This is a genomic window from Streptomyces sp. NPDC050161 (assembly GCF_044460025.1).
Lineage (GTDB): Bacteria > Actinomycetota > Actinomycetes > Streptomycetales > Streptomycetaceae > Streptomyces.
Genome location: NZ_JBITJM010000005.1, coordinates 419906 through 443444 on the forward strand (window position 1 = coordinate 419906; position 23539 = coordinate 443444).

23 protein-coding genes are annotated in these 23539 nt (G+C 70.0%); 4 read left to right on the top strand and 19 right to left on the bottom strand.

Annotated elements, in window-relative coordinates:
• Window positions 1-7: 7 nt before the first annotated feature.
• From nuoK to ACIBK8_RS11975, 11 genes are read right to left on the bottom strand one after another with little or no spacing between them, the layout of a single operon-like run.
• Entirely contained in the window at window positions 8-307 is a 300-nt protein-coding gene (nuoK, locus tag ACIBK8_RS11925) for an NADH-quinone oxidoreductase subunit NuoK (RefSeq protein ID WP_227046425.1), read from the bottom strand.
• Window positions 304-1158 (bottom strand): NADH-quinone oxidoreductase subunit J, encoded by an 855-nt coding sequence (locus ACIBK8_RS11930; protein WP_399041567.1) that lies wholly within the window; start codon window positions 1156-1158, stop codon window positions 304-306. The genes nuoK and ACIBK8_RS11930 overlap by 4 nt, the downstream gene beginning before the upstream one ends.
• Window positions 1155-1799, bottom strand: coding sequence for an NADH-quinone oxidoreductase subunit NuoI (gene nuoI / locus ACIBK8_RS11935; protein ID WP_393683710.1), 645 nt, complete (start codon window positions 1797-1799; stop codon window positions 1155-1157). The genes ACIBK8_RS11930 and nuoI overlap by 4 nt, the downstream gene beginning before the upstream one ends.
• Window positions 1765-3162 carry an NADH-quinone oxidoreductase subunit NuoH gene (gene nuoH / locus ACIBK8_RS11940; protein ID WP_393683711.1) on the bottom strand — a complete coding sequence of 466 codons (1398 nt, stop codon included), beginning with the start codon at window positions 3160-3162 and terminating at the stop codon, window positions 1765-1767. Before nuoH ends, nuoI begins: the two co-directional genes overlap by 35 nt.
• The gene (locus ACIBK8_RS11945) at window positions 3159-5666 is read right to left on the bottom strand and encodes an NADH-quinone oxidoreductase subunit G (protein ID WP_399041568.1); all 2508 of its coding nucleotides are present in this window, start codon (window positions 5664-5666) and stop codon (window positions 3159-3161) included. Before ACIBK8_RS11945 ends, nuoH begins: the two co-directional genes overlap by 4 nt.
• A complete protein-coding gene (gene nuoF / locus ACIBK8_RS11950) occupies window positions 5663-7018 on the bottom strand; it encodes an NADH-quinone oxidoreductase subunit NuoF (RefSeq protein ID WP_399041569.1) in 1356 nt (451 codons plus the stop codon). The genes ACIBK8_RS11945 and nuoF overlap by 4 nt, the downstream gene beginning before the upstream one ends.
• Window positions 7018-7899 (bottom strand): NADH-quinone oxidoreductase subunit NuoE, encoded by an 882-nt coding sequence (gene nuoE / locus ACIBK8_RS11955; RefSeq protein WP_399041677.1) that lies wholly within the window; start codon window positions 7897-7899, stop codon window positions 7018-7020. The genes nuoF and nuoE overlap by 1 nt, the downstream gene beginning before the upstream one ends.
• Before the next feature lie 26 nt (window positions 7900-7925).
• Window positions 7926-9275 (bottom strand): NADH-quinone oxidoreductase subunit D, encoded by a 1350-nt coding sequence (locus tag ACIBK8_RS11960; protein ID WP_393683716.1) that lies wholly within the window; start codon window positions 9273-9275, stop codon window positions 7926-7928.
• Window positions 9275-9997 carry an NADH-quinone oxidoreductase subunit C gene (locus tag ACIBK8_RS11965; protein ID WP_399041570.1) on the bottom strand — a complete coding sequence of 241 codons (723 nt, stop codon included), beginning with the start codon at window positions 9995-9997 and terminating at the stop codon, window positions 9275-9277. Before ACIBK8_RS11965 ends, ACIBK8_RS11960 begins: the two co-directional genes overlap by 1 nt.
• Complete coding sequence (locus tag ACIBK8_RS11970) at window positions 9994-10548, bottom strand: NuoB/complex I 20 kDa subunit family protein (protein WP_393683720.1); 555 nt, start codon at window positions 10546-10548, stop codon at window positions 9994-9996. The genes ACIBK8_RS11965 and ACIBK8_RS11970 overlap by 4 nt, the downstream gene beginning before the upstream one ends.
• A 9-nt stretch (window positions 10549-10557) precedes the next feature.
• Window positions 10558-10917 carry an NADH-quinone oxidoreductase subunit A gene (locus ACIBK8_RS11975; protein WP_030262580.1) on the bottom strand — a complete coding sequence of 120 codons (360 nt, stop codon included), beginning with the start codon at window positions 10915-10917 and terminating at the stop codon, window positions 10558-10560.
• A 723-nt stretch (window positions 10918-11640) separates the two neighbouring features.
• Between ACIBK8_RS11975 and ACIBK8_RS11980 the strand changes: the two genes are divergently transcribed.
• Window positions 11641-12471: a C40 family peptidase gene (locus ACIBK8_RS11980; protein ID WP_399041572.1), complete on the top strand. Its 831-nt coding sequence runs from the start codon at window positions 11641-11643 to the stop codon at window positions 12469-12471.
• A gap of 344 nt (window positions 12472-12815) precedes the next feature.
• Window positions 12816-13643: an ATP nucleotide 3'-pyrophosphokinase gene (locus tag ACIBK8_RS11985; RefSeq protein WP_399041573.1), complete on the top strand. Its 828-nt coding sequence runs from the start codon at window positions 12816-12818 to the stop codon at window positions 13641-13643.
• A 140-nt stretch (window positions 13644-13783) separates the two neighbouring features.
• On the opposite strand, the gene ACIBK8_RS11990 is transcribed toward ACIBK8_RS11985, so the two are convergent.
• Both ACIBK8_RS11990 and ACIBK8_RS11995 read right to left on the bottom strand, forming a co-directional pair.
• Window positions 13784-15067 carry a geranylgeranyl reductase family protein gene (locus tag ACIBK8_RS11990; RefSeq protein WP_399041678.1) on the bottom strand — a complete coding sequence of 428 codons (1284 nt, stop codon included), beginning with the start codon at window positions 15065-15067 and terminating at the stop codon, window positions 13784-13786.
• Window positions 15068-15226: 159 nt separating this feature from the next.
• Window positions 15227-16456 (bottom strand): RNA-guided endonuclease InsQ/TnpB family protein, encoded by a 1230-nt coding sequence (locus tag ACIBK8_RS11995; RefSeq protein ID WP_399041574.1) that lies wholly within the window; start codon window positions 16454-16456, stop codon window positions 15227-15229.
• Window positions 16457-16584: 128 nt separating this feature from the next.
• On the opposite strand from ACIBK8_RS11995, the gene ACIBK8_RS12000 reads away from it, so the two are divergent.
• Window positions 16585-17109, top strand: coding sequence for a GNAT family N-acetyltransferase (locus tag ACIBK8_RS12000; protein ID WP_399041575.1), 525 nt, complete (start codon window positions 16585-16587; stop codon window positions 17107-17109).
• A gap of 75 nt (window positions 17110-17184) precedes the next feature.
• On the opposite strand, the gene ACIBK8_RS12005 is transcribed toward ACIBK8_RS12000, so the two are convergent.
• The 4 genes from ACIBK8_RS12005 to ACIBK8_RS12020 all read right to left on the bottom strand — a co-directional run bounded on the left by ACIBK8_RS12005 (window position 17185) and on the right by ACIBK8_RS12020 (window position 20913).
• A complete protein-coding gene (locus ACIBK8_RS12005) occupies window positions 17185-17883 on the bottom strand; it encodes a demethylmenaquinone methyltransferase (protein ID WP_399041576.1) in 699 nt (232 codons plus the stop codon).
• Window positions 17884-17947: 64 nt separating this feature from the next.
• Window positions 17948-18547: a hypothetical protein gene (locus ACIBK8_RS12010; protein WP_399041577.1), complete on the bottom strand. Its 600-nt coding sequence runs from the start codon at window positions 18545-18547 to the stop codon at window positions 17948-17950.
• Between the two features lie 7 nt (window positions 18548-18554).
• Window positions 18555-19754: a cyclic dehypoxanthinyl futalosine synthase gene (gene mqnC, locus ACIBK8_RS12015; RefSeq protein ID WP_399041578.1), complete on the bottom strand. Its 1200-nt coding sequence runs from the start codon at window positions 19752-19754 to the stop codon at window positions 18555-18557.
• A 268-nt stretch (window positions 19755-20022) separates the two neighbouring features.
• Window positions 20023-20913, bottom strand: a complete 891-nt coding sequence (locus tag ACIBK8_RS12020) for a menaquinone biosynthetic enzyme MqnA/MqnD family protein (protein WP_399041579.1) — start codon at window positions 20911-20913, stop codon at window positions 20023-20025.
• 280 nt (window positions 20914-21193) lie between these two features.
• On the opposite strand from ACIBK8_RS12020, the gene ACIBK8_RS12025 reads away from it, so the two are divergent.
• Window positions 21194-21397, top strand: a complete 204-nt coding sequence (locus ACIBK8_RS12025) for a cold-shock protein (RefSeq protein ID WP_003984261.1) — start codon at window positions 21194-21196, stop codon at window positions 21395-21397.
• A 268-nt stretch (window positions 21398-21665) separates the two neighbouring features.
• Here ACIBK8_RS12025 and ACIBK8_RS12030 read toward each other — a convergent pair whose 3' ends face one another.
• Both ACIBK8_RS12030 and ACIBK8_RS12035 read right to left on the bottom strand, forming a co-directional pair.
• Window positions 21666-22526: an ABC transporter ATP-binding protein gene (locus tag ACIBK8_RS12030; RefSeq protein ID WP_399041580.1), complete on the bottom strand. Its 861-nt coding sequence runs from the start codon at window positions 22524-22526 to the stop codon at window positions 21666-21668.
• Window positions 22523-23539, bottom strand: coding sequence for an ABC transporter ATP-binding protein (locus ACIBK8_RS12035; RefSeq protein WP_399041581.1), 1017 nt, complete (start codon window positions 23537-23539; stop codon window positions 22523-22525). Before ACIBK8_RS12035 ends, ACIBK8_RS12030 begins: the two co-directional genes overlap by 4 nt.

Below are 23539 nucleotides of genomic sequence, written 5' to 3' on the forward strand. Positions count from 1 at the left end.
CGACCCCTTACAGCTTCATCAGGCTGGCGTCGTCGACCGAGGCCGTATGACGGGTGCGGAAGATCGTCACGATGATCGCCAGGCCGACCACGACCTCGGCCGCGGCGACGACCATCGTGAAGAAGGCGATGATCTGGCCGTCGAGATTGCCGTGCATCCGCGAGAAGGTGACGAAGGCGAGGTTGCAGGCGTTGAGCATCAGCTCGATGCACATGAACACCACGATGGCGTTCCGCCTGATCAGCACCCCGGCCGCGCCGATGGTGAACAACAGGGCGGCGAGATAGAGGTAGTAGACCGGGTTCATGTGCTGGCCTCCTCCTTCGGCTCGGCCGGCGTGGGTGACTGTGCGGCCGGGGGTTTCTCCGTCTCACGGCCCAGCCATTGCGTGGACCGCTGTTCCAGCGCCTTCAGTCCGGCCAGCGACTCCCCGGAGACGTCACGGATCTGACCGCGGCTGCGCAGTGTGGGATTGACGGTCAGCTCGGACGGGCTGCCGTCGGGCAGCAGGCCGGGGATGTCCACGGCGTTGTGCCGGGCGTAGACGCCGGGGGCGGGCAGCGGCGGCACCTGCTTGCCTTCACGGACCCGCGCCTGGGACTGCTCCCGCTGGGACGCCGGGCGTTCCGTGCGCTCCCGGTGGGTGAGCACCATCGCGCCGACGGCGGCGGTGATCAGCAGGGCTCCGGTGATCTCGAAGGCGAAGACGTACTTCGTGAAGATGAGGGCGGCCAGGCCCTGGACGTTGCCTCCGGCGTTGGCCTCGCCCAGGCCGTTGAACTCCTTGAGCGAGGCGTTGCCGATCCCGGCGATGAGCAGGATGCCGAAGCCGATGCCGAGGCCGGCGGCCAGCCAGCGCTGGCCCTTGAGCGTCTCCTTGAGCGAGTCGGCCGCGGTGACGCCGACCAGCATGACGACGAACAGGAACAGCATCATGATCGCGCCGGTGTAGACGACGACCTGGACGACGCCGAGGAAGTACGCGCCGTTGGCGAGGTAGAACACCGCGAGGACGATCATGGTCCCGGCGAGCGAGAGCGCGCTGTGCACGGCCCGCTTCATCAGGATCGTGCACAGCGCGCCGACGACCGCGACGGTGCCCAGGATCCAGAACTGCACGGCCTCGCCCGTGGAAGCCGCGGCGGCGAGGGAGTTCATCGTTCGATCACCTCCGGCGACGCGGGCTCGTTGTCCCCCGCCGTGTGGGCCGCCTCCTGGGGCATCTCGCCCTTGGTGTGCGCGACCTGCCGGACCGTGCCGGGCGCGGCTTCGGTGACCAGGCCCTTGTAGTAGTCCTTCTCCGTCATCCCGGGGAAGATCGCGTGCGGCGAGTCGACCATGGTGTCCTCCAGGCCCGCGAGCAGCTCTTCCTTGGTGTAGATGAGCGATTCGCGTGACCTGTCGGCGAGTTCGTACTCGTTGGTCATGGTCAGGGCGCGGGTCGGGCACGCCTCGATGCACAGGCCGCACAGGATGCAGCGCAGGTAGTTGATCTGGTAGACGCGGCCGTAGCGCTCCCCTGGTGAGTAGCGCTCCTCGGGGGTGTTGTCCGCGCCCTCGACGTAGATCGCGTCCGCCGGGCAGGCCCAGGCGCACAGCTCGCAGCCGATGCACTTCTCCAGCCCGTCGGGATGGCGGTTGAGCTGATGGCGGCCGTGGAAACGCGGCGCCGTCGGTTTCTTCTCCTCCGGGTACTGCTCGGTCAGCCGCTTCTTGAACATGGCCTTGAAGGTCACGCCGAAGCCGGCCACAGGGTTCTGGAACTCAGGCACCGTCGCCCCCCTTTCCGTCGAGTCCATTTCCGTCACTGACAGTGTCCACCCCACCACTGACAATCAACTCGCGTTCGTGGCGCGGCCGTCGGCGCGGCACGGGTGGCAACTCCTGTCCCGGCAGCGGCGGCACGGGGAATCCGCCGGCCATCGGGTCGAACGCGCCGTCGGCCCCGTCGCCCTCACCGGCCGGCTCCGCCTCCCTCTCGCCCCGCCGGAAGAAGTCCACGACGAGGGAGATCAGCAGCAGGGCGACCGCGGCCCCGGCGACGTAGAGGACGATCTGCTGGAAGGCGTAGCCCTCGTTCTTGAGGGCGCGGACGGTCGCCACCAGCATCAGCCAGAGGAGCGAGACCGGGATGAGGACCTTCCAGCCCAGCTTCATGAACTGGTCGTAGCGCACGCGTGGCAGCGTGCCGCGCAGCCAGATGAAGAAGAACAGCAGCAGCTGGACCTTGATGGTGAACCAGAGCAGCGGCCACCAACCGTGGTTCGCGCCCTCCCAGAACGTCGAGATGGGCCAGGGTGCCTTCCAGCCGCCCAGGAAGAGGGTGATCGCGACCGCCGACACGGTGACCATGTTGATGTACTCGGCGAGCATGAACATCGCGAACTTGATGGACGAGTACTCGGTGTTGAAGCCGCCGACGAGGTCGCCCTCGGACTCCGGCATGTCGAACGGCGCGCGGTTGGTCTCGCCCACCATCGCGACGATGTAGATGATGAAGGAGACCGGCAGCAGCAGCACGTACCACCTGCTCTGCTGCGCTTCCACGATGGTCGAGGTCGACATCGACCCGGAGTAGAGGAAGACCGCGGCGAACGACATGCCCATCGCGATCTCGTAGGAGATCATCTGGGCGCACGAGCGGAGCCCGCCGAGCAGCGGGTACGTCGATCCCGACGACCAGCCCGCCAGCACGATGCCGTAGATGCCCACCGAGGCCGTGGCCAGGATGTAGAGGATGCCGATCGGCAGGTCGGTCAGCTGCATCGGGGTGCGCTGGCCGAAGATCGAGATCTCGTTGTCGGCGGGCCCGAAGGGGATCACCGCGATGGCCATGAAGGCGGGGATCGCGGCGACGACCGGCGCCAGGATGTAGACCGCCTTGTCGGCCCGCTTGACGACCAGGTCCTCCTTCAGCATCAGCTTGATGCCGTCGGCGAGCGACTGGAGCATGCCCCAGGGGCCGTGCCGGTTGGGGCCGATGCGCAGCTGCATCCAGGCGACGACCTTGCGTTCCCAGACGATCGAGAACAGCACCGTCACCATCAGGAACGCGAAGCAGAAGACCGCCTTGATGACGATCAGCCACCACGGGTCGCGGCCGAACATCGACAGGTCTTCCTGCGCCAGCGCGCCGCCGGTGAGGGCGAGTTGCTGCATCATGCGTCCACCTCCTCGGCCGGCTCCGGCGCACCGGGGACGGCGGAGATCTTCACCAGTTCACCGGGGAGCGCCCCGGTGTCGGCCGCCACGCCGCCGCCCACGGAGTTGAGCGGCAGCCACACCACCCGGTCGGGCATCGGCGTGACCTGCAACGGGAGTTGGACCGCGCCCGCGGGGCCGGTGACCGCCAGGAGGTCGCCGTCCTTGACGCCGGTCTCCTCGGCGGTGGCCTGCGACATCCGGGCCACCGCCGCGTGCCGGGTGCCGGCCAGCGCCTCGTCGCCCTCCTGGAGCCGCCCCCGGTCCAGCAGCAGCCGGTGCCCCGCGAGCACCGCCTCGCCGGTCTGCGGGCGGGGCACCGGCTGCCCGCTCTCCAGGGGCTCAGGCGCGTACGGCCCGCTCCGGCCGCCGAGCCGGTCCAGCTCACGGCGTACGGACTGGACGTCGGGCAGCGCCAGGTGCACGTCGAGGGCATCGGCGAGCATGTGCAGGACCCGGGCGTCCGGCAGCAGGTGCCTGCGGGTCATCTGGTCCGGCTTGAGCGCGGCCTCGAACAGCCGGGCCCTGCCCTCCCAGTTGAGGAAGGTGCCGGCCTTCTCCACGACGGCCGCCACCGGGAGGACCACGTCCGCCCGTTCGGTCACTTCGGACGGCCGCAGCTCCAGGCTGACCAGGAAGCCGACCTCGTCGAGCGCCGTCCTGGCGCGGGCCGGGTCGGGCAGGTCGGCGAGTTCCACGCCGCCCACCAGGAGGGCGCTCAGTTCGCCGGTCGCCGCGGCCTCGATGATCTGGCCGGTGTCCCGGCCGTGCCGGTTCGGGAGCTGGGCCACGCCCCAGACGGCGGCGACCTCGTCGCGCGCCCTCGGGTCGGTGGCCGGCCGGCCACCGGGCAGCAGACCCGGCAGCGCGCCCGCCTCGACGGCGCCGCGTTCACCGGCCCGCCGCGGGATCCAGACCAGGCGGGCCCCGGTGGCGGTGGCGGCGCGGACCGCCGCGGTCAGCGCCCCCGGCACCGTCGCGAGCCGCTCGCCGACGACGATGACGGCGCCCTCGGCCCGCAGCGCCTCGGCCGCCGCGTGCCCCTCGCCCTCCAGGCCGACGCCGCCCGCGAGCGCGTCCAGCCATTCGGTTTCGGTGCCGGGTGCGGCCGGCAGCAGGGTGCCGCCCGCCTTGGTCAGGCCCCGCGAGGCGTGGGTGGCCAGGCCGTAGGTGCGCTGGCCGCTCTTGCGGTACGCCTTGCGCAGCCGCAGGAAGACGCCGGGCGCCTCCTCCTCCGCCTCGATCCCGGCGAGCAGGACGGCGGGCGCCTTCTCCAGGGCGGAGTACGTGACCCCGCTGCCGTCCAGATCACGGCCGCGCCCCGCGACCCGGGCCGCCAGGAAGTCGGCCTCCTCCGCGCTGTGCGCACGGGCCCGGAAGTCGATGTCGTGGGTGTCCAGGGCGACCCGGGCGAACTTGGCGTAGGCGTACGCGTCCTCGACGGTCAGCCGGCCGCCGGTCAGCACGCCGGCCCGCCCCTTGGCCGCCGCCAGTCCGCGGGCCGCCGCCTCCAGGGCCTCGGGCCAGCTCGCCGGCTCCAGGGCGCCGGACTCCGCGTTGCGCACCAGCGGGGTCTCCAGCCGGTCACGCTGCTGCGCGTACCGGAAGCCGAACCTGCCCTTGTCGCAGATCCACTCCTCGTTGACCTCGGGGTCGTCGGCGGCCAGCCGCCGCATCACCTTGCCGCGCCGGTGGTCCGTACGGGTCGCGCAGCCGCCCGCGCAGTGTTCGCACACGCTCGGCGACGACACCAGGTCGAAGGGGCGGGAGCGGAAGCGGTACGCGGCGGAGGTGAGCGCGCCGACGGGGCAGATCTGGATGGTGTTGCCGGAGAAGTACGACTCGAACGGGTCGCCCTCACCGGTGCCGACCTGTTGGAGGGCGCCGCGTTCGAGCAGCTCGATCATCGGGTCGCCGGCGATCTGGTTGCTGAAGCGGGTGCAGCGCGCGCACAGCACGCACCGCTCGCGGTCCAGCAGGACCTGGGTGGAGATCGGCACCGGCTTCTCGAACGTCCGCTTCTTGCCGTCGAAGCGGCTGTCCGGGTCGCCGACCTGCATCGCCTGGTTCTGCAGCGGGCATTCGCCGCCCTTGTCGCAGACCGGGCAGTCCAACGGGTGGTTGATCAGCAGCAGTTCCATCACTCCGCGCTGGGCCTTCTTGGCCACCGGGGAGGTGAGCTGCGACTTGACGACCATGCCGTCGGTGCAGGTGATGGTGCAGGAGGCCATCGGCTTGCGCTGGCCCTCGACCTCGACGATGCACTGGCGGCAGGCGCCTGCCGGGTCCAGCAGCGGGTGGTCGCAGAAGCGCGGGATCTCGATGCCGAGGAGTTCGGCGGCGCGGATGACCAGCGTCCCCTTGGGGACCGAGATCTCGATGCCGTCGATCGTCAGGGAGACGAGGTCCTCCGGCGGTTTCGCCGCCTCGCCGCCCCCGTTGGGAGCATTGGTCGTGACGGTCATGCATTCACCCCCAGGTGAGCGTCGTTGTCGGCCCAGACGGTCGACTTGGCGGGGTCGAAGGGGCAGCCCTTGCCGGTGATGTGCTGCTCGTACTCCTCGCGGAAGTACTTCAGCGAGGAGAAGATCGGCGAGGCGGCGCCGTCGCCGAGGGCGCAGAAGGACTTGCCGTTGATGTTGTCGGCGATGTCGTTCAGCTTGTCGAGGTCGTCCATCACGCCCTTGCCGGCCTCGATGTCACGCAGCAACTGCACCAGCCAGTACGTGCCTTCGCGGCAGGGCGTGCACTTCCCGCAGGACTCGTGCGCGTAGAACTCGGTCCAGCGGGTGACCGCGCGCACGACGCAGGTGGTCTCGTCGAAGCACTGGAGCGCCTTGGTGCCGAGCATCGAGCCGGCCGCGCCGACGCCTTCGTAGTCGAGCGGTACGTCGAGGTGCTCGTCGGTGAACATCGGGGTCGAGGAGCCGCCCGGCGTCCAGAACTTGAGCCGGTGGCCGCGCCGGATGCCGCCGCTCATGTCGAGCAGCTGGCGCAGCGTGATGCCCAACGGGGCTTCGTACTGGCCGGGGTTGGTGACGTGGCCGCTGAGCGAGTACAGCGTGAAGCCCGGGGACTTCTCGCTGCCCATCGACCTGAACCAGTCTTTTCCCTTGTTCATGATGGCGGGAACCGACGCGATGGATTCGACGTTGTTCACGACAGTGGGGCAGGCGTACAGGCCGGCCACCGCGGGGAAGGGAGGACGCAGCCTGGGCTGTCCGCGACGGCCCTCCAGTGAGTCGAGCAGCGCGGTTTCCTCACCGCAGATGTACGCGCCGGCGCCCGCGTGCACGATCACGTCCAGGTCGAGGCCCGACCCGAGGATGTCCTTCCCGAGGAAGCCCGCCGCGTACGCCTCACGCACCGCCTCGTGCAGCCGCCGCAGGACGGGCACGACCTCACCACGCAGGTAGATGAAGGCATGGTTCGACCGGATCGCGTGAGCGGCGATGACGATCCCCTCGATGAGGGAATGCGGGTTCGCGAAGAGGAGCGGGATGTCCTTGCAGGTCCCGGGCTCCGACTCGTCGGCGTTGACAACTAGATAGTGCGGTTTGCCGTCGCCCTGCGGGATGAACTGCCATTTCATGCCGGTCGGGAAGCCTGCGCCGCCGCGGCCTCGCAGTCCGGCGTCCTTGACGTACGCGATGACGTCGTCAGGGGCCATGGCGAGGGCCTTGCGCATGCCCTCGTAGCCCTCGTGCCGCCGGTAGGTCTCCAGGGTCCAGGATTCGGGCTGGTCCCAGAAGGCGGACAGGACCGGCGCGAGGATCTTCTCCGGGCTGGTCTCGTTGATCTCGGCTGCCACCGTCATCACTCCCCCTCCTCGGCTGTGGGCCCGGACGGGTGCTCCACGTCGGACGCCGAGGTCTGCTGCGGTGCGTCGTGTGAGCTGGGGTGCCCGCCCGGCGCCTCTTCGGCCGGGCGGCCGGACGGCGGTTCGCCCGTGGTCGGCTCATCGGCGCGCGGCGCGTCCGGGGTGCCGTCCGTGGTGGCGCGCGGCGCGATGACGTGGTCGGTGCCGCGTCCGGTGACGGGTTCGCCCTTGGCCAGGCGCAGGCCGACCAGCGAGGCGGGGCCCGCGCCGCCGGTGGCCTCGACGGCTCCCGGGCGCTGGTCGGGGAAGCCGGCCAGCATCCGCGCCGTCTCCTTGAAGGTGCACAGCGGCGCGCCCCGGGTGGGCTCGACGGTGCGTCCCGCCCGGAGGTCGTCGACCAGCCGCTTGGCGGACTGCGGCGTCTGGTTGTCGAAGAACTCCCAGTTCACCATCACGACGGGCGCGAAGTCGCAGGCCGCGTTGCACTCGATGTGTTCGAGGGTGACGGCGCCGTCCTCGGTGGTTTCGCCGTTGCCGACGCCGAGGTGCTCCTTGAGTTCGTCGAAGATGGCGTCGCCGCCCATGACCGCGCAGAGCGTGTTGGTGCAGACCCCGACCTGGTAGTCGCCGCTCGCCCGGCGGCGGTACATGGTGTAGAAGGTCGCGACCGCGGTGACCTCGGCGGTGGTCAGGTCGAGCTGTTCGGCGCAGAAGCGGATGCCGGTCCGGGTGACGTGCCCTTCCTCGGCCTGTACGAGGTGCAGCAGCGGCAGCAGCGCCGAACGCGAGCCGGGATAGCGGGCGATCACCTCCTTGGCGTCGGCTTCGAGCCGGGCCCGTACGTCGGCCGGGTAGTCGGGGGCGGGGAGCTGAGGCATGCCCAGGCTCGTCGCAGTGGTCTCATTCACCGGTCGACGCCTCCCATCACGGGGTCGATGGATGCGACGGCGACGATGACGTCGGCGACCTGGCCGCCTTCGCACATCGCCGCCATGGCCTGAAGGTTGGTGAAGGACGGGTCGCGGAAGTGCACCCGGTAGGGGCGGGTGCCGCCGTCGCTGACGGCGTGCACCCCCAGCTCGCCCTTGGGGGATTCCACGGCGGAGTACGCCTGCCCCGCCGGCACCCGGAAGCCCTCCGTCACCAGCTTGAAGTGGTGGATGAGGGCCTCCATCGAGGTGCCCATGATCTTCTTGATGTGGTCGAGGGAGTTGCCGAGTCCGTCCGGCCCCAGGGCCAGTTGGGCGGGCCAGGCGATCTTCTTGTCCGCGACCATGACGGGGCCGGGCTCAAGCCGGTCCAGGCACTGCTCGACGATCCGCAGCGACTGGCGCATCTCCTCCAGGCGGATCAGGAACCGCCCGTAGGCGTCGCAGGTGTCGGCGGTCGGCACCTCGAAGTCGTAGTTCTCGTAGCCGCAGTAGGGCTGCGTCTTGCGCAGGTCGTGCGGCAGGCCCGCGGAGCGGATGAGGGGTCCGGTGGCGCCGGTGGCCATGCAGCCGGCCAGGTCGAGGTAGCCGATGCCCTCCATGCGGCCCTTGAAGACGGGGTTGCCGCTGGCGAGCTTGTCGTACTCGGGGAGGTTCTTGCGCATCTTCTTGATCAGGGCGCGCACCTGGTCGACGGCGCCGGGCGGCAGGTCCTGGGCGAGCCCGCCGGGCCGGATGTAGGCGTGGTTCATCCGCAGGCCGGTGATCAACTCGTAGATGTCGAGGATGAGTTCACGGTCGCGGAAGCCGTAGATCATGATGGTGGTGGCGCCCAGCTCCATGCCGCCGGTGGCGATGGCCACGAGGTGGGAGGAGAGCCGGTTCAGCTCCATCAGCAGCACGCGGATGACCGAGGCGCGGTCCGGCACCTGGTCGGTGATGCCGAGCAGCTTCTCCACGGCCAGGCAGTACGCCGTCTCGTTGAAGAACGGCGTGAGGTAGTCCATCCGCGTGACGAACGTGGTGCCCTGGGTCCAGGTCCGGTATTCGAGGTTCTTCTCGATGCCGGTGTGGAGGTAGCCGATGCCGCAGCGGGCCTCGGTGACGGTCTCGCCGTCGATCTCCAGGATGAGCCGCAGCACGCCGTGCGTGGAGGGGTGCTGGGGGCCCATGTTGACGATGATGCGCTCGTCGTCCGACTTCGCAGCTGCCGCCGCGACCTCGTCCCAGTCGCCGCCGGTGACGGTGTAGACGGTGCCCTCGGTCGTCTCGCGGCCTGACGCCTGCGAAGCGGACGGCGCTTCGGGGGTGGGGGAAGGGGACATCAGCTGTACGACCTCCGCTGGTCGGGAGCCGGGATCTGGGCGCCCTTGTACTCGACGGGGATGCCGCCGAGCGGGTAGTCCTTGCGCTGCGGGAAGCCCTGCCAGTCGTCGGGCATCATGATCCGCGTCAGCGCCGGATGGCCGTCGAAGATGAGACCGAAGAAGTCGTAGGTCTCGCGCTCGTGCCAGTCGTTGGTGGGATAGACGTCCACGAGCGAGGGCACGTGCGGATCCGTGTCGGGGGCGCAGACCTCCAGCCGGATCAGCCGGTTGTGGGTGATCGAGCGCAGGTGGTAGACGGCGTGCAGCTCGCGGCCCTTGTCGCCGGGGAAGTGCACGCCGCTCACGCCGGTGCACAACTCGAAGCGCAGCGCCGGGTCGTCGCGCAGCGTCCTGGCGACGGCCGGGAGGTACTCCCGCTCGATGTGGAAGGTCAGCTCGTCCCGGTCGACGACGGTCTTGTCGATGACGTTCTCGGGGACCAGACCCTGTTCCTCCAGGGCGCCTTCCAGTTCGTCGGCGACCTCGTCGAACCAGCCGCCGTACGGCCGGCCGCTCGCGCCGGGCAGCCGTACGGTGCGGACGAGACCGCCGTATCCGGAGGTGTCGCCTCCGTTGGCGGCGCCGAACATGCCGTGGCGGGTGGCGATGAGGTCGCCTGCGTTGTCGCGCTGCGCCGGGACGTTCTGTCCTGGCGCGTTCGGGTCGTCCTGCTCGCTCACCGCAGCAGCCCCTTCAGCTCGATCGTCGGGAGCGCCTTGAGCGCGGCTTCCTCCGCCTCACGGGCCGCCTCCTGCTGATTGACCCCGAGCTTGGTCTCCTGGATCTTCTGGTGCAGCTTGAGGATGGAATCCAGCAGCATCTCGGGACGCGGCGGGCAACCCGGCAAATAGATATCAACCGGAACAATGTGGTCGACGCCCTGAACAATCGCGTAATTATTGAACATTCCGCCCGATGAGGCGCAAACCCCCATGGAAATCACCCACTTCGGGTTCGGCATCTGGTCGTAGACCTGCCGCAGAACGGGCGCCATCTTCTGGCTCACCCGGCCGGCCACGATCATCAGGTCGGCCTGCCGCGGCGACCCGCGGAAGACCTCCATGCCGAAGCGCGCCAGGTCGTAGCGCCCGGCGCCGGTCGTCATCATCTCGATGGCGCAGCAGGCGAGCCCGAAGGTCGCGGGGAAGACCGACGACTTGCGCACCCAGCCCGCGGCCTGCTCGACAGTGGTCAGCAAAAAGCCGCTGGGCAGCTTCTCTTCAAGTCCCATTGGTGGCCCCTAGTCCCATTCCAGGCCGCCACGACGCCAGACGTAGGCGTAGGCGACGAAGACGGTGAGCGCGAAGAGGAGCATCTCGACGAGCCCGAACAGCCCCAGGGCGTCGAAGGTGACGGCCCAGGGGTAGAGGAAGACGATCTCGATGTCGAAGACGATGAACAGCATCGCCGTCAGGTAGTACTTGATCGGAAATCGACCGCCGCCGGACGGCTGCGGGGTCGGCTCGATTCCGCATTCGTACGCTTCGAGCTTGGCCCGGTTGTAGCGCCTGGGCCCGACGAGCGTGGCCATCACGACAGAGAAGATCGCAAAGCCTGCCCCGAGGGCACCCAGTACGAGGATGGGCGCATAGGCGTTCACCGTCCTCGCTCCCTTCAGTCGACGATGACTGGATGGCGGTCCGCCCGGACTCGATCTTCACCTCATGGAGATCGCGCGCATGTGAGGCAGTTCACAAGCCCGAACCGCCTGCATCTTATGCCCGACGGTCTGTGATCTGCGACACGGGGTACGCCAACACCTTTGTGATCTCCACCACCTGACGAAGGATCATGAAGTCGGATGAGCAGTGATCTTCGTACGTGAAGCACGCGAGTGATCACGAGAGGTGATATTCACGCGGGTTACCGCTGGTCAGGACGGCAACGCCACTATCAAGACATGGACGGTACAAGCAAATTGGCGTTGGACACCGTCAACTGCTATACGCGGCACACCCGCAGGCGTGACCCGCTCGTGATCCCGTCGTGATCGTCCGTACGTGCACGCGTTCACGAACGCGCCCCGACGCGAGGTCACGGGAACATAACGGACACTCAGGAGTGAGCTATCCCACCCGGCTTCGCGCCATAAATCCTTGACTCGCGGGAAGCCTTGGCGTGGCGCCTGGAGAGGTGATAGGCGCCTTCAGACCCCCGCATCGGCTGCAAATGCCATGCGTAGGAACATGATCACGAAATTCGGGCATCGCGCCGCCGAGCCGACGGACAGTCAAAAGTCCGTTTTGTTCACCGCGTACACGTCAAGTGTGGTGCAGGCCACCTTTGTTGGCAGCAACCTGCGGCTCCTGATAGCCGTGGTGCCATGTCCCCGAACGCACTCATACCCAGCCACCGGAAGCCCCGCCGTTCCGCGTCCTCGCGGGCACTGCGTGCGGGAGTGACCGGTGGCATCCTCACCCTCGCGGTGGCCGGCGCCAACGTGCCCGCCAACGCCGCTGAGAAGCCGGTCTCCGAAACCCAGGAGATGCCGACCATCACCACGGCGCTCGCCGCCGACCTCGCCGAGAGCGCCGACACCGCCCAGCAGGTCGCGCTCTCCTACGAGCGTCAGGCCGCGCAGGACAGCGCCCTGACGACGGCCGCCAAGACCGCGAAGAAGGACCAGGCAGAGGCGGAGAAGAAGGCCGAGGCCAAGAAGAAGGCCGAGGCCGAGGCGGAGCAGAAGGCCAAGGAGGAGGCGCAGACCCGCGCTTCGCGCTCCTCCGAGCGCACCACCCTCGTCGGTGCCTCCTCGCCGGCCACCTCTGGGACGTCCGAGACGACGGCACCGGCATCCAGCGGCAGCACCTCCGCCCTGGTCTCCTTCCTGCGCGCCCAGATCGGCAAGGCGTACGTGATGGGCTCCACCGGCCCCGCCGCTTACGACTGCTCCGGCCTCACCCAGGCCGCGTTCCGCCAGATCGGCATCAGCCTGCCGCGCGTCTCGCAGAGCCAGTCGACCGCCGGCACCCAGGTCGGCCTGGACAACCTCCAGGTCGGCGACCTCCTTTACTGGGGCAGCGCGGGCAGCGCGTACCACGTGGGTGTCTACGTCGGTAACGGCAACTTCATCGGCGCCCAGAACCCCAGCACGGGCATCGTCGAGCGTCCGCTGAGCTACGACCAGCCCACGGGTGCCGTCCGCGTCCTCTGAGCCGCCCTGAGCGCCGCGAGCCCCTGAAGCGCGCGGCACCCCGGCACGCTCCGGCGACAACTCACGGACACGAGCAGTGCGTTATGCCACTCATGTCCCATAGCGCCTGAAAAGGGCCGCCCCTCCCCCGCTCGGGAGGGGCGGCCCTTCGCGCGTCCACCGCGCCGACCGGCCCGCACCTGCGGCGAGTTCACGCCGCCCGGCACCGCGATCCGGTCATGTACATCCCCATGGCCGCACACCCGCTACCGACGGGCCGGGCGGACCGTTGCACCTCTCGCCACCTGCCGCACATCTGCCTCCTACGGCACCTGCGGCACTCGCAGAGAGGGACACGCACTCCGATGAACACCCATCGCACCGTCAGCCGAGCCGTCACCGGCGCCGCCCTTGCCGCCGCCCTCGGCATGGGCGCGATCCACACCGCCGCCGCCGTCCCGGCCACCAAGGCCGCAGCCCCCGCCCACACCACCGGCCAGGACACCGGCACCAACGGCGGCTGGCACCAGGACGGCCTGAGCCTGAACGCATCCGACAACGCCACGGTCGACGCCTTCGCCACCCGCGCCCGGCAGGCCGAACGCTCCATCAGCCCGCAGGTGCGGGCCGCCGCCCAGCTCAGCCACGCCGAACTGATCGGCTTCGACCAGCGGCTGAAGTCCCCCGACTCGCTCAAGCGCAAGGTCGCCACCTGGATGCAGGAGACCCCTGGCCAGACCGTCAACGAGTCACTCGCGCAGATCAACGACTCGGTCCGCTACACCCTCCAGTGGCCGTCCGGCCGCTACACCGCCGGCGCCGCCACCGCCGCGGCGCTGCTCTCCTCCTGGGGCAACGACAGCACCCGCTGGGCCAACACCTGGAAGCGCGAGTCCGGCTACAAGGCCATCAACTCCGCCTGGCGCGCGCCCCGTTCGGGCCAGCTCTTCGAGGTCCAGTTCCACACCCCCGAGAGCAAGGCCGCCCAGCTGGAGACCCACAAGCTGTACGAGGAGCAGCGGCTGCCCGGCACCCCGCCCGAGCGGGTCCGCGAACTCCAGAACCGGCAGAACGCCATCTTCGCCGCCGTACCCGTCCCTGCGGGCGCCGGAGAGCTGACCGCCCCGGAGCCGCGCCGATCGGCACCGGCGACGGTTCCTTCGGGCGTTCCGGGGGCGGTTCCCGCGGCCTGACGGGACCTACGGGGGCCTGACGGGCTGATGAGCCCTGATGAGCCCGCCGGGCCCCGGAACGGCTCGTGGACGCCGACAGGCCCACAGCGCACGGCCCCCGCCATCCGGCGGGGGCCGCTGTCATGTCGTCGGGCGTGCGCTCACGCCTTCGGCGCCACCCTGCTCAGGCCGTTGATGATGCGGTCCATCGCGTCGCCGCCGGTGGGGTCCGTGAGGTTGGCGAGCATTTTGAGGGTGAAGCGCATGAGGAGGGGGTGGGTCAGGCCGCGCTGGGTGGCGATCTTCATGACCTTCGGGTTGCCGATGAGCTTCACGAAGGCGCGGCCGAGCGAGTAGTAGCCGCCGTAGGTCTCCTTGAGGACCTTCGGGTAGCCCTGGAGGGCCAGTTCGCGCTGTGCGTAGGTGGTGCGGGCGTGCGCCTGGACGATGACATCGGCGGCGATGGAGCCCGACTCCATGGCGTACGCGATGCCCTCGCCGTTGAAGGGGTTCACCAGGCCGCCGGCGTCGCCGACCAGGAGGAGGCCCTTGGTGTAGTGCGGCTGGCGGTTGAAGGCCATCGGGAGGGCGGCGCCGCGGATCGGGGTCGTCATGTTCTCGGGGGTGTAGCCCCAGTCCTCGGGCATGGAGGCGCACCACGCCTTGAGGACCTCGCGCCAGTCCAGTTCCTTGAAGGCGGAGCTGGAGTTGAGGATGCCGAGGCCGACGTTGCTGGTGCCGTCGCCCATGCCGAAGATCCAGCCGTAGCCGGGCAGCAGCCGGTCCTGGGCGCCGCGGCGGTCCCACAGCTCCAGCCAGGACTCCAGGTAGTCGTCGTCGTGGCGCGGGGAGGTGAAGTAGGTGCGGACCGCGACGCCCATGGGACGGTCCTCGCGGCGGTGCAGGCCCATCGCCAGCGACAGCCGGGTGGAGTTGCCGTCGGCGGCGACGACCACGGGGGCGTGGAAGGTGACCGGGGTCTTCTCCTCGCCGAGCTTGGCGTGCACGCCGGTGATGCGGCCCGTCAGGTCGTCGATGATCGGGGCGCCGACGTTGCAGCGCTCGTGCAGCCGGACGCCGGCCTTCTGCGCCTGGCGGGCCAGCGTTTCGTCGAAGTCGTCGCGCTTGCGGACCAGACCGTAGTCGGGGAAGGACGCGAGATCCGGCCAGTCGAGCTGAAGGCGGGAGCCGCCGCCGATGATGCGCAGGCCCTTGTTGCGCAGCCAGCCCGCTTCCTCGGAGATGTCGATGCCCATCGAGATGAGCTGCTTGGTGGCGCGCGGGGTGAGGCCGTCGCCGCAGACCTTCTCCCGGGGGAAGGCGGTCTTCTCCAGGAGGAGCACGTCCAGGCCGGACTTGGCCAGGTGGTAGGCGGTGGTCGAGCCGGCAGGACCGGCACCGACGACGATCACATCCGCGCTGTTCTCCGAGCGGGGTGTGGTCACGGACTCGGTCAAGGACTCGGTCACGGGGGGTCTCCCGGAAGTCGAAATCGGGGTATCTGCATATCTGGGTGCCGAAGGGCACCGAGCAGGCAGTCTATGGGTGCCTTGTTGAATCCTCCCTTCCCCTCCCCTCGCGGGCTCGGGGAAGGGATTCCTGACTCAGGCTGCCTGCCCGCTCAGCGAGCGGTCGGGTCTTACGCCCTCGGCATCAGCCGGGTTGAGACCAGCCCGGACCAGCATCACGCGCGCGGAGTTCTTGTCCCTGGGGGATACGGCTCCGCACGCGGTGCAGGTGTAGGTACGTTCTGAGAGAGGTAGTGCGTGCTTGGTTCTCGCTCCGCACTGCGCGCAGTCCATGGTGGTGTGCGCGGGGTGTACGAGGTGCAGCTCACGGCCGTGCTTGCGGGCCATGTGGATCAACGCTTGCTTGGTCGCGCCGATTGCCGCGTCGGCGGCTTTGCGGGCCATGGTCGTCTTCGCCAGGAACTTGGGCCGGAAGTCCTCCACCGCCAGGGCGTCATGGTCGCGGACCACACGCTTGGCCCACTTGCGGCCGGTGTCCTGCCGCTGCCGGGCGATCTTCTTGTGCAGCTTCGCGGTCTGCCGCTTCGCTTTCAGGCAGCCCTTCGAAGCAGCCTGTCCTTTCTTTGGCTTACGCCGGGCCATCATCCGCTGGTACTTCGCGAGCTTCTGCGCGGCTGTCCTGCCGTGTTGCGCGTGGGGAAGATCGTGGTCGTCGGATGTGGTGGTCGCGGTCTCCTTCACGCCCCAGTCGATGCCGATCACGCTCCCAGTGGCCGGAAGCGCTGCGGTCACGGCGGGGACGATGAAGGAGCAGTACCAGGCACCCGTGGCGTCCTGGTAGACGCGCACGCTGGACGGCGACTCGGGCAGCTCTCGCGACCAGACCACCCGCAGCACGATGCCACCGGCCAGGTGCAGACGACCATCCCTGAGCCGGAAACCACGCTGGGTGTAGTTCAGGCTCGGCAGTGCTTCGCGCTTCCTCTTGTACGTGGGCATCCCGGCCCGCTGCCGCATCGGAAGCCGGTCTTTGACGTCCTTCTGCGCCTTCGCCCTCGACGTGCCGAAGTCGCGTACGACCTGCTGCTGAGCAACCGAGCTGCCCTCCCGCAGCCACACCGTGGCCTTGCGCGCTGCGGTCAGCATCTTGTCGAGCTGCGCCGGGCCACATGTGCGCCTGCCCACCCCCCGGGGGCGCCTCTGGTTCCAGGCATGGGTCTGCCGGGACTTGGCCACGCACTCGTTCCACAGCCACCGGCACCGGTCCCACTCGGCTTCGAGCGCGGTACGGGCCGACGACGAGACGCGCACGCGGAAGGTGTACCGGGCATACCCTGCCCCCTCCGCGATCGCTCCCGTCATCATGAACAACAACCTACTCGGGAGGTATGACAGTTGAGCACTCATACGGGCACTGGCCCCCTGCTCCGCAGGAGTCCGATCCCTCCCCGCCCCGAAGGGCGAGGCATCCTCGGAGGAACCCCGTGAAGCCGATGACGAAGACCACGGACAGGCCGCTGCCGGCCGTCGAGCTGCGGGTGCCCACGGACGAGGACGCGCTGCACTGGCACCGCGTCTTCCGGCACCCCGAGGTCATGGAATTCCACGGCGGCGCACCGGCCGAACTGTCGGTGTACGACGAGCTGACCGCCCGCCAGCGCCGGCATCACGCCGAACGCGGCTTCTGCTTCTACACGCTGCTCGCCCCGGAGGACGGCGCGGTGCTCGGCTTCACCGGGGCCCAGCCGTGGCCGTACGACGACTGGGGTCCTGCGGGCGAGATAGAGATCGGCTGGCGGCTCGGCCGCGAGCACTGGGGCAAGGGCTACGCGACGGCGGCGGCGCGGGCCACGCTGGATGCCGTACGGGCGGGCGGCGTACGGCAGGTCGTCGCGATGATCGACGTGCGCAACGAGCGGTCCGTCGCGGTGGCCGAGCGGCTGGGGATGCGGCGGGCGGAGACGGTGAGTACGCCGGTGTCGCCGCGGGAGGCGTACTGCTACCGGCTGGAGCTGTGACGGCGGTCCAACGGGTGGGCGGGTGGCCGCGGTTCACCGGATGACCGGGTGAACCGCGGTCCGGCGGGACGCCCGTCAGGCGGCCGGTCTGGTCCCCCGGTGCAGGGCCACCACGCCGCCCGTCAGGTTGCGCCAGGCGACCTTCGTCCAGCCCACGCCCTGCATCCGGGCGGCCAGTTCGGGCTGGTTGGGCCAGCTGCGGATGGACTCGGCGAGGTAGACGTACGCGTCGGGGTTGCTGCTGACCGCGCGGGCGACCGGCGGCAGTGCGCGCATCAGGTACTCGGTGTAGACGGTGCGGAACGGCGCCCAGGTCGGCTCGCTGAACTCGCAGATCACCACCCGGCCGCCGGGCTTGGTGACGCGGTACAGCTCGGCGAGCGCCGCGTCGGTGTCCTGGATGTTGCGCAGTCCGAAGGAGATGGTGACGGCGTCGAACACCGCGTCCGCGAACGGCAGGCGGGTGCCGTCGCCCGCGGTGAACGGCAACCAGGAGTGCCGCTTCTTGCCCTCCGCCAGCATGCCGACGGAGAAGTCGCACGGCACGACGTAGGCGCCGGTCGCGGCGAAGGGCAGCGAGGACGTGCCGGTACCGGCCGCGAGGTCGAGGACCCGCTCGGCGGGCCGCGCGGCCACCGCCCGGTCCACCTCCTTGCGCCACAGCCGGGCCTGGCCCAGCGAGAGCACGTCGTTGGTGAGGTCGTAGCGCGCCGCCACGTCGTCGAACATCGCGGCGACTTCGTGCGGCTGCTTGTCCAGGGATGCGCGGGTCACCCGTCCATTGTCGCAGGACGCCCCCCGGCCTCGTCCGCAGGGCGGCGGTCACGTCCGTGGCGGGTCAGCGGCGGCGGTGGACCAGGCGTCCTTCGATGACCGTGGCGACGCAGGTGGCGGCGCCGAGCCTGACGAGCGCGGCCCGGTCCGGCACGTCGAACACGGCGAACCTGGCGGGTCCGCCCGGCTTCAGCGGCGGCAGCAGGACGAGCGGGACCGGCGAGAAGGACGCAGGTCCCGGCAGGTTGTCCGGGCGCTGCCCGACCGCGAGCCCGGCCCTGCGCACCGCGTCCACGGCGGCCCGGCCGCGCAGTTCCCCGGCGATGGCGACGGTGCCGTGCGCCAGCATCCGCTGCACCCCGCGCCTGGCGCTGGCGCCCTGCCGTGCCGGGTCGGCGCGGAAGAGGGCCCGCGCGCGTTCACCGGTGATCGGCTCGGTGCCGAACTCGTCGGCCTCGCGCGGGTCCGGGTGGTAGGTGCCTTCGAGCAGCTCGGGCCCGTACGGGTTGAGCAGCCCGGGGGTGAGGATGCCGGGCCACCGCCGCACCCGGGCTTCGGGGCGGGCGGCGGCCAGCTCCTCGTACGGGCCGACGGCGGCGATGGCCGCGCCGTCGACGAGGACCGCGGTCTCCGGGGAGGCTTCGGCGACGTGAAGTGTCAGCACCGTGGGCTCAGTTGGCGTCGATGAGCTTGAGTTCGGGGTGGGCGGTGCCGCCCTCGATGGCCGTCGATGAGATGTGCGAGGCGACGCGGTCGTCGACGGGGTCGTTGGCCGGGTCGTCGTGCACGACGAGGTGCTCGTAGGTGGTCGCGCGCTGGGCGGGCACCCGGCCGGCCGTGCGGATCAGCTCGATGATCTCCATGCGGTTGGAGCGGTGCTTGGCGCCCGCCGAGGAGACGACGTTCTCCTCCAGCATGATCGAGCCGAGGTCGTCGGCACCGTAGTGCAGCGACAGCTGGCCGACCTCCTTGCCGGTGGTCAGCCAGGAGCCCTGGATGTGCGCGACGTTGTCGAGGAAGATCCGGGCGAGCGCGATCATCCGCAGGTACTCGAAGAGGGTGGCCTGCGTCTGGCCCTTCAGGTGGTTGTTCTCCGGCTGGTAGGTGTACGGGATGAAGGCGCGGAAGCCGCCCGTACGGTCCTGGACGTCGCGGATCATGCGCAGGTGCTCGATGCGTTCGGCGTTGGTCTCGCCGGTGCCCATGAGCATGGTGGAGGTGGACTCCACGCCCATGTTGTGGGCGGTCTCCATGATTTCGAGCCAGCGCTCGCCGGACTCCTTGAGCGGGGCGATGGCCTTGCGCGGGCGGGCCGGGAGGAGTTCGGCTCCGGCACCGGCGAAGGAGTCAAGACCGGCCTCGTGGATGCGGCGGATCGCCTCTTCCGGCGTCACCTTGGAGATCCGGGCCATGTGCTCGACCTCGGATGCGCCGAGGGAGTGGATGACCAGCTGCGGGAACGCCTTCTTGATCGCCGAGAAGTGCTCTTCGTAGTACTCGACGCCGTAGTCCGGGTGGTGGCCGCCCTGGAACATGATCTGGGTGCCGCCCAGTTCGACGGTCTCCGCGCAGCGGCGCAGGATGTCGTCGAGGTCGCGGGACCAGCCCTTCTTGGTGTCCTTCGGCGCGGCGTAGAAGGCGCAGAACTTGCAGGCCGTCACGCAGACGTTGGTGTAGTTGATGTTCCGCTCGATGATGTACGTCGCGATGTGCTCGGTGCCTGCGTAGCGGCGGCGGCGCACCGCGTCGGCCGCCCGGCCGAGGGCGTGCAGCGGCGCGGAGCGGTACAGGTCGAGTGCTTCCTCCGGTGTGATGCGACCGCCCTGCGCGGCGCGGTCGAGTACGGACTGGAGGTCGGCGTTCTCGGTCACCGGGGCGTCCCTTTCGGAGGGGTATTGACGGACCGGTCCAGCGTACGCCAGGGGTTTAGGGCGTGTCGTTTGGCTCAGGTCGGATCAGGGAGCGGGGTCCGGTGCGTGCAGCTGCAAGGCGGAGGATTGAGGCAACGCGGAGCGTTGGTGATTGACGACAACGCCGCAGATGCGCGTGCCGGACCCCGCGAGCCCGACCTGAGCCAAACGACACGCCCTAAGGCCCGCCCGGCCGCCTCCCGCCGGGTGGTGGGAGGCGGGCGTCAGGTCAGCGGCCCAGCAGGTCGACCTTCACGTCGGCGGGGAAGCCGGTGGTGGGGCCGACGCGGCGGGCGAACTCGGTGACGCCGCGCAGCTGGTCGGGGCCGAAGCGGAAGTCCAGGGTGGTGAAGTACCGCTCCAGGAGTTCCTCGTCGAAGGTCTCCCAGCGCGCCGCCTGCTCGGCGACCTTGGTGACCTCTTCCAGGGAGACGTCACGGGAGGCCAGGAACGCCTCGTGGACCTTCTCCACGACCAGCGGCTCGCGCTCCAGGTAGTCGCGCCGGGCGGCCCAGACGGCGAAGACGAACGGCAGGCCCGTCCAGTCCTTCCACATCTGGCCGAGGTCGTGCACCTCCAGACCGAGCCGGGGTCCGTCGTGCAGGTTGGCGCGCAGCGCGGCGTCGCCGATGAGGACGGCGGCGTCCGCCTCCTGCATCATCAGGCCCAGGTCGGGCGGGCAGGTGAAGTAGTCGGGACGGACCCCGATCTTCTCGGCGAGCAGCAGTTGGGCGAGGCGCACGGAGGTGCGTGAGGTCGACCCGAGGGCCACCCGTGCCCCGTCCAGCTGGTCCAGCGGCTTCTGCGAGACGATCACGCAGGACATCACCGGGCCGTCGCAGCCGACCGCGAGGTCGGGGAAGGCCACGAGGTCGTCGGCGGCGCGCAGGAACTCCACGAGGGTGATCGGCGCGATGTCGAGATCCCCTTGGACCAGCTGTTCGCTGAGCTTCTCCGGGGTGTCCTTGGTCAGCTCCAGATCGAGCAGGGTGCCCGTACGGGCGAGGCCCCAGTAAAGGGGCAGGCAGTTCAGGAACTGGATGTGGCCCACCCGCGGCCGGCTGCGACGGAGGTCGGCAGTGGCGTCTTCGGGTGCGTCTCCAAAGGTTGAATTGTCCACATGCGGAGGCTAGACCTGTGGGGCGCGCGTCAGCACGGCGGGGGCGCACATGGCCGGTGGGCCTGTCGCCGCGACGCCGATGACCATTGCTCCCCAGCTCGTAAACGTGATCTTTGGCTCTTCCGCCTCACGAGCGCCCCATGCTACGCTCAGCGCAAGTTGCAGTTTGGTTTCCCTTGCAGTACAGAGCCTGCGGAGCATGTGACCCGCAGGCTTTTGTAGTTTTCAGACTTGTTTGCAGGTTCTGGAGCAGGGCAACCCTTTGGCCCAAGGAGGGCTTATGGCTACCGGAACCGTCAAGTGGTTCAACGCTGAAAAGGGCTTCGGCTTCATCGCCCAGGACGGCGGCGGCCCGGATGTCTTCGTCCACTACTCGGCGATCAACGCCTCTGGTTTCCGCTCCCTGGAGGAGAACCAGCAGGTGAACTTCGACGTCACGCAGGGTCCGAAGGGCCCGCAGGCGGAGAATGTCACGCCGGTCTGAGTTGCCCGGTCCGACCTGAAAACCTTTAGGTCGAGCTAACGCAGTACCCAAGGAGCCCCGCTCCTCCACTTCGGTGGGGAGAGGGGCTCCTGCCTTTTGCGGGGCGGTCCTTTCGCGGGTGCGGGCCCTTTCACCGGCCGGGTGCCTTTTGTCGGTCCGGGGCCCTTTGTCGGCCGCTTCCCTTTCCCGGTGCGCGTCCGTTCCTTTGTCCGGGCCCTCACCCCTGCCGCCGCCTTTCCGCGGACGCCGCATTCCGGCGCCGGGGCGGTCAGCCGCGTCCGGCCGCCACCGCCGCCGGATCCCAGCCCTCCCGGGGGACCGCGGCGAGCAGCGCTTTCGTATACGAGGCCGACGGGGCGGCGAGCACCTGCTCGGTGCGGCCCTGCTCGACGGCCAGGCCGCGCCGCATCACCAGCGTCTCGTCGGTGAGGTACCGCACCACCGCGAGGTCGTGGCTGACGAAGACCAGGGCGACGCCGGTGTCGCGGCGGATGGTGGCGAGCAGTTCGAGGATCTGCGCCTGGATGGAGACGTCCAGCGCGGCCACCGCCTCGTCCAGGACCAGCACCCGCGGGTCGACGGCCAGCGCCCGCGCGATGGCGAGCCGCTGCCGCTGACCGCCGGACAGGCCGTGCGGCCTGGCGCCGGCTTCCCTGGCGCCCAGGCCCACCTGGTCGAGGAGTGCGGCGGCCCGGTCTTCGGCGGCCTGCGGTGCGGCGCCGTGCAGCCGGAGCACGGTGAGCAGGCACTGCCGCGCGGTGAGCCGGGGGTCGAGCGAGACGTAGGGGTCCTGGAAGACGATCTGGATCTCCCGGGCCCTGGCCAGCCGGGCGGCCCGGCCGCGGGGGGCGCGGGGCGGGCGGACGCGGCCTTCGACGGTCACCGTGCCCGCGTCCGGGCGGACCAGGCCCACCAGCATCCGGGCCACGGTCGTCTTGCCCGATCCGGACTCGCCGACGATGCCGACCGAGCCGCCGCGGGGCACGGTGAAGGTGATCGAGTCGGCGGCGAGGTGACGGCCGCCGCCGGGCATCGGGTACGCCTTGGACAGTCCGTCGGCGACGAGGACGGGCGCGGCGCCGTCCGTCGTGCCGGGCCCGGCGGCCTGGCGGGGGCGGGGCTCGGTCATCGCGTCCTCTTCTCGTCCGCCTTGCGGCAGGCCACGGTGGAGCCGCCTGGGGCGGTGGCCGGGGTGGGGGTCCAGGTCGCGCAGGCGTCGTCGCCGTCGGCGCAGCGGGCGACGAAGGGGCAGCCGGTGAAGGTGTCGGCGAGGGACGGCGGGCGGCCCGGGATGGGGCGCAGTGGGCGCGGGGCCGCCGTGACGTCGGGTGAGCAGTCGAGCAGGCCGCGGGTGTAGGGGTGCCGGGGGGCGGCGAAGAGGGCGGCGGCGGGGGCGGACTCGACGACGTGGCCCGCGTACATGACGTGCACGCGGTCGCAGTAGGCGGCGGCGAGTTGCAGGTCGTGGGTGATGAAGAGCTGGCCGGTGCCGTGGGTGTCGCGCAGGGTGCGCAGCAGGGTGAGGATCTCGGCCTGGGTGGTGACGTCCAGGGCGCTGGTGGCCTCGTCGGCGAGGAGCAGATGGGGTTCGGCGGCGAGCGCGCCGGCGATGACGACGCGTTGCAGCATGCCGCCGGAGAGTTCGTGGGGGCGCTGGCGGATGCGGCGTTCCGGCTCCGACAGGCCGACGGCGGTCAGGAGTTGGACGGCGCGGGCGCGCAGGGCGGCCCGCTCGGCTCCGGTGTGGGCGAGCCGTTCGGCGAGGAAGTCGCCGATCCTGCGGACCGGGTTGAGTGCGGAGCGCGGATCCTGGTGGACCATCGCGACGGTGCGGGCGCGGTGGGTGCGCAGCGCCGCTCCGGTCAGGGACAGTACGTCGGTGCCGGCGACGCGGACGCTTCCGGTGGCGCGGGCGCCGTCGGGCAGCAGCCGCAGTGCGGCCTTGGCGGTGGTGGACTTGCCGGAGCCCGACTCCCCCACCAGGCCGACGACTTCGCCGGGTGCGACGTGCAGTGACACGTCGGTGAGCACCGGGCGTGCGGTGCCCGGCAGGTGGAGGGTGAGGTGGTCGATGGCGAGGAGCGGCCCGTCGGACGGGGCGGGTGCGGCGCTGCCGCGGACGGTGGCTGCGGTGTGCGGCAT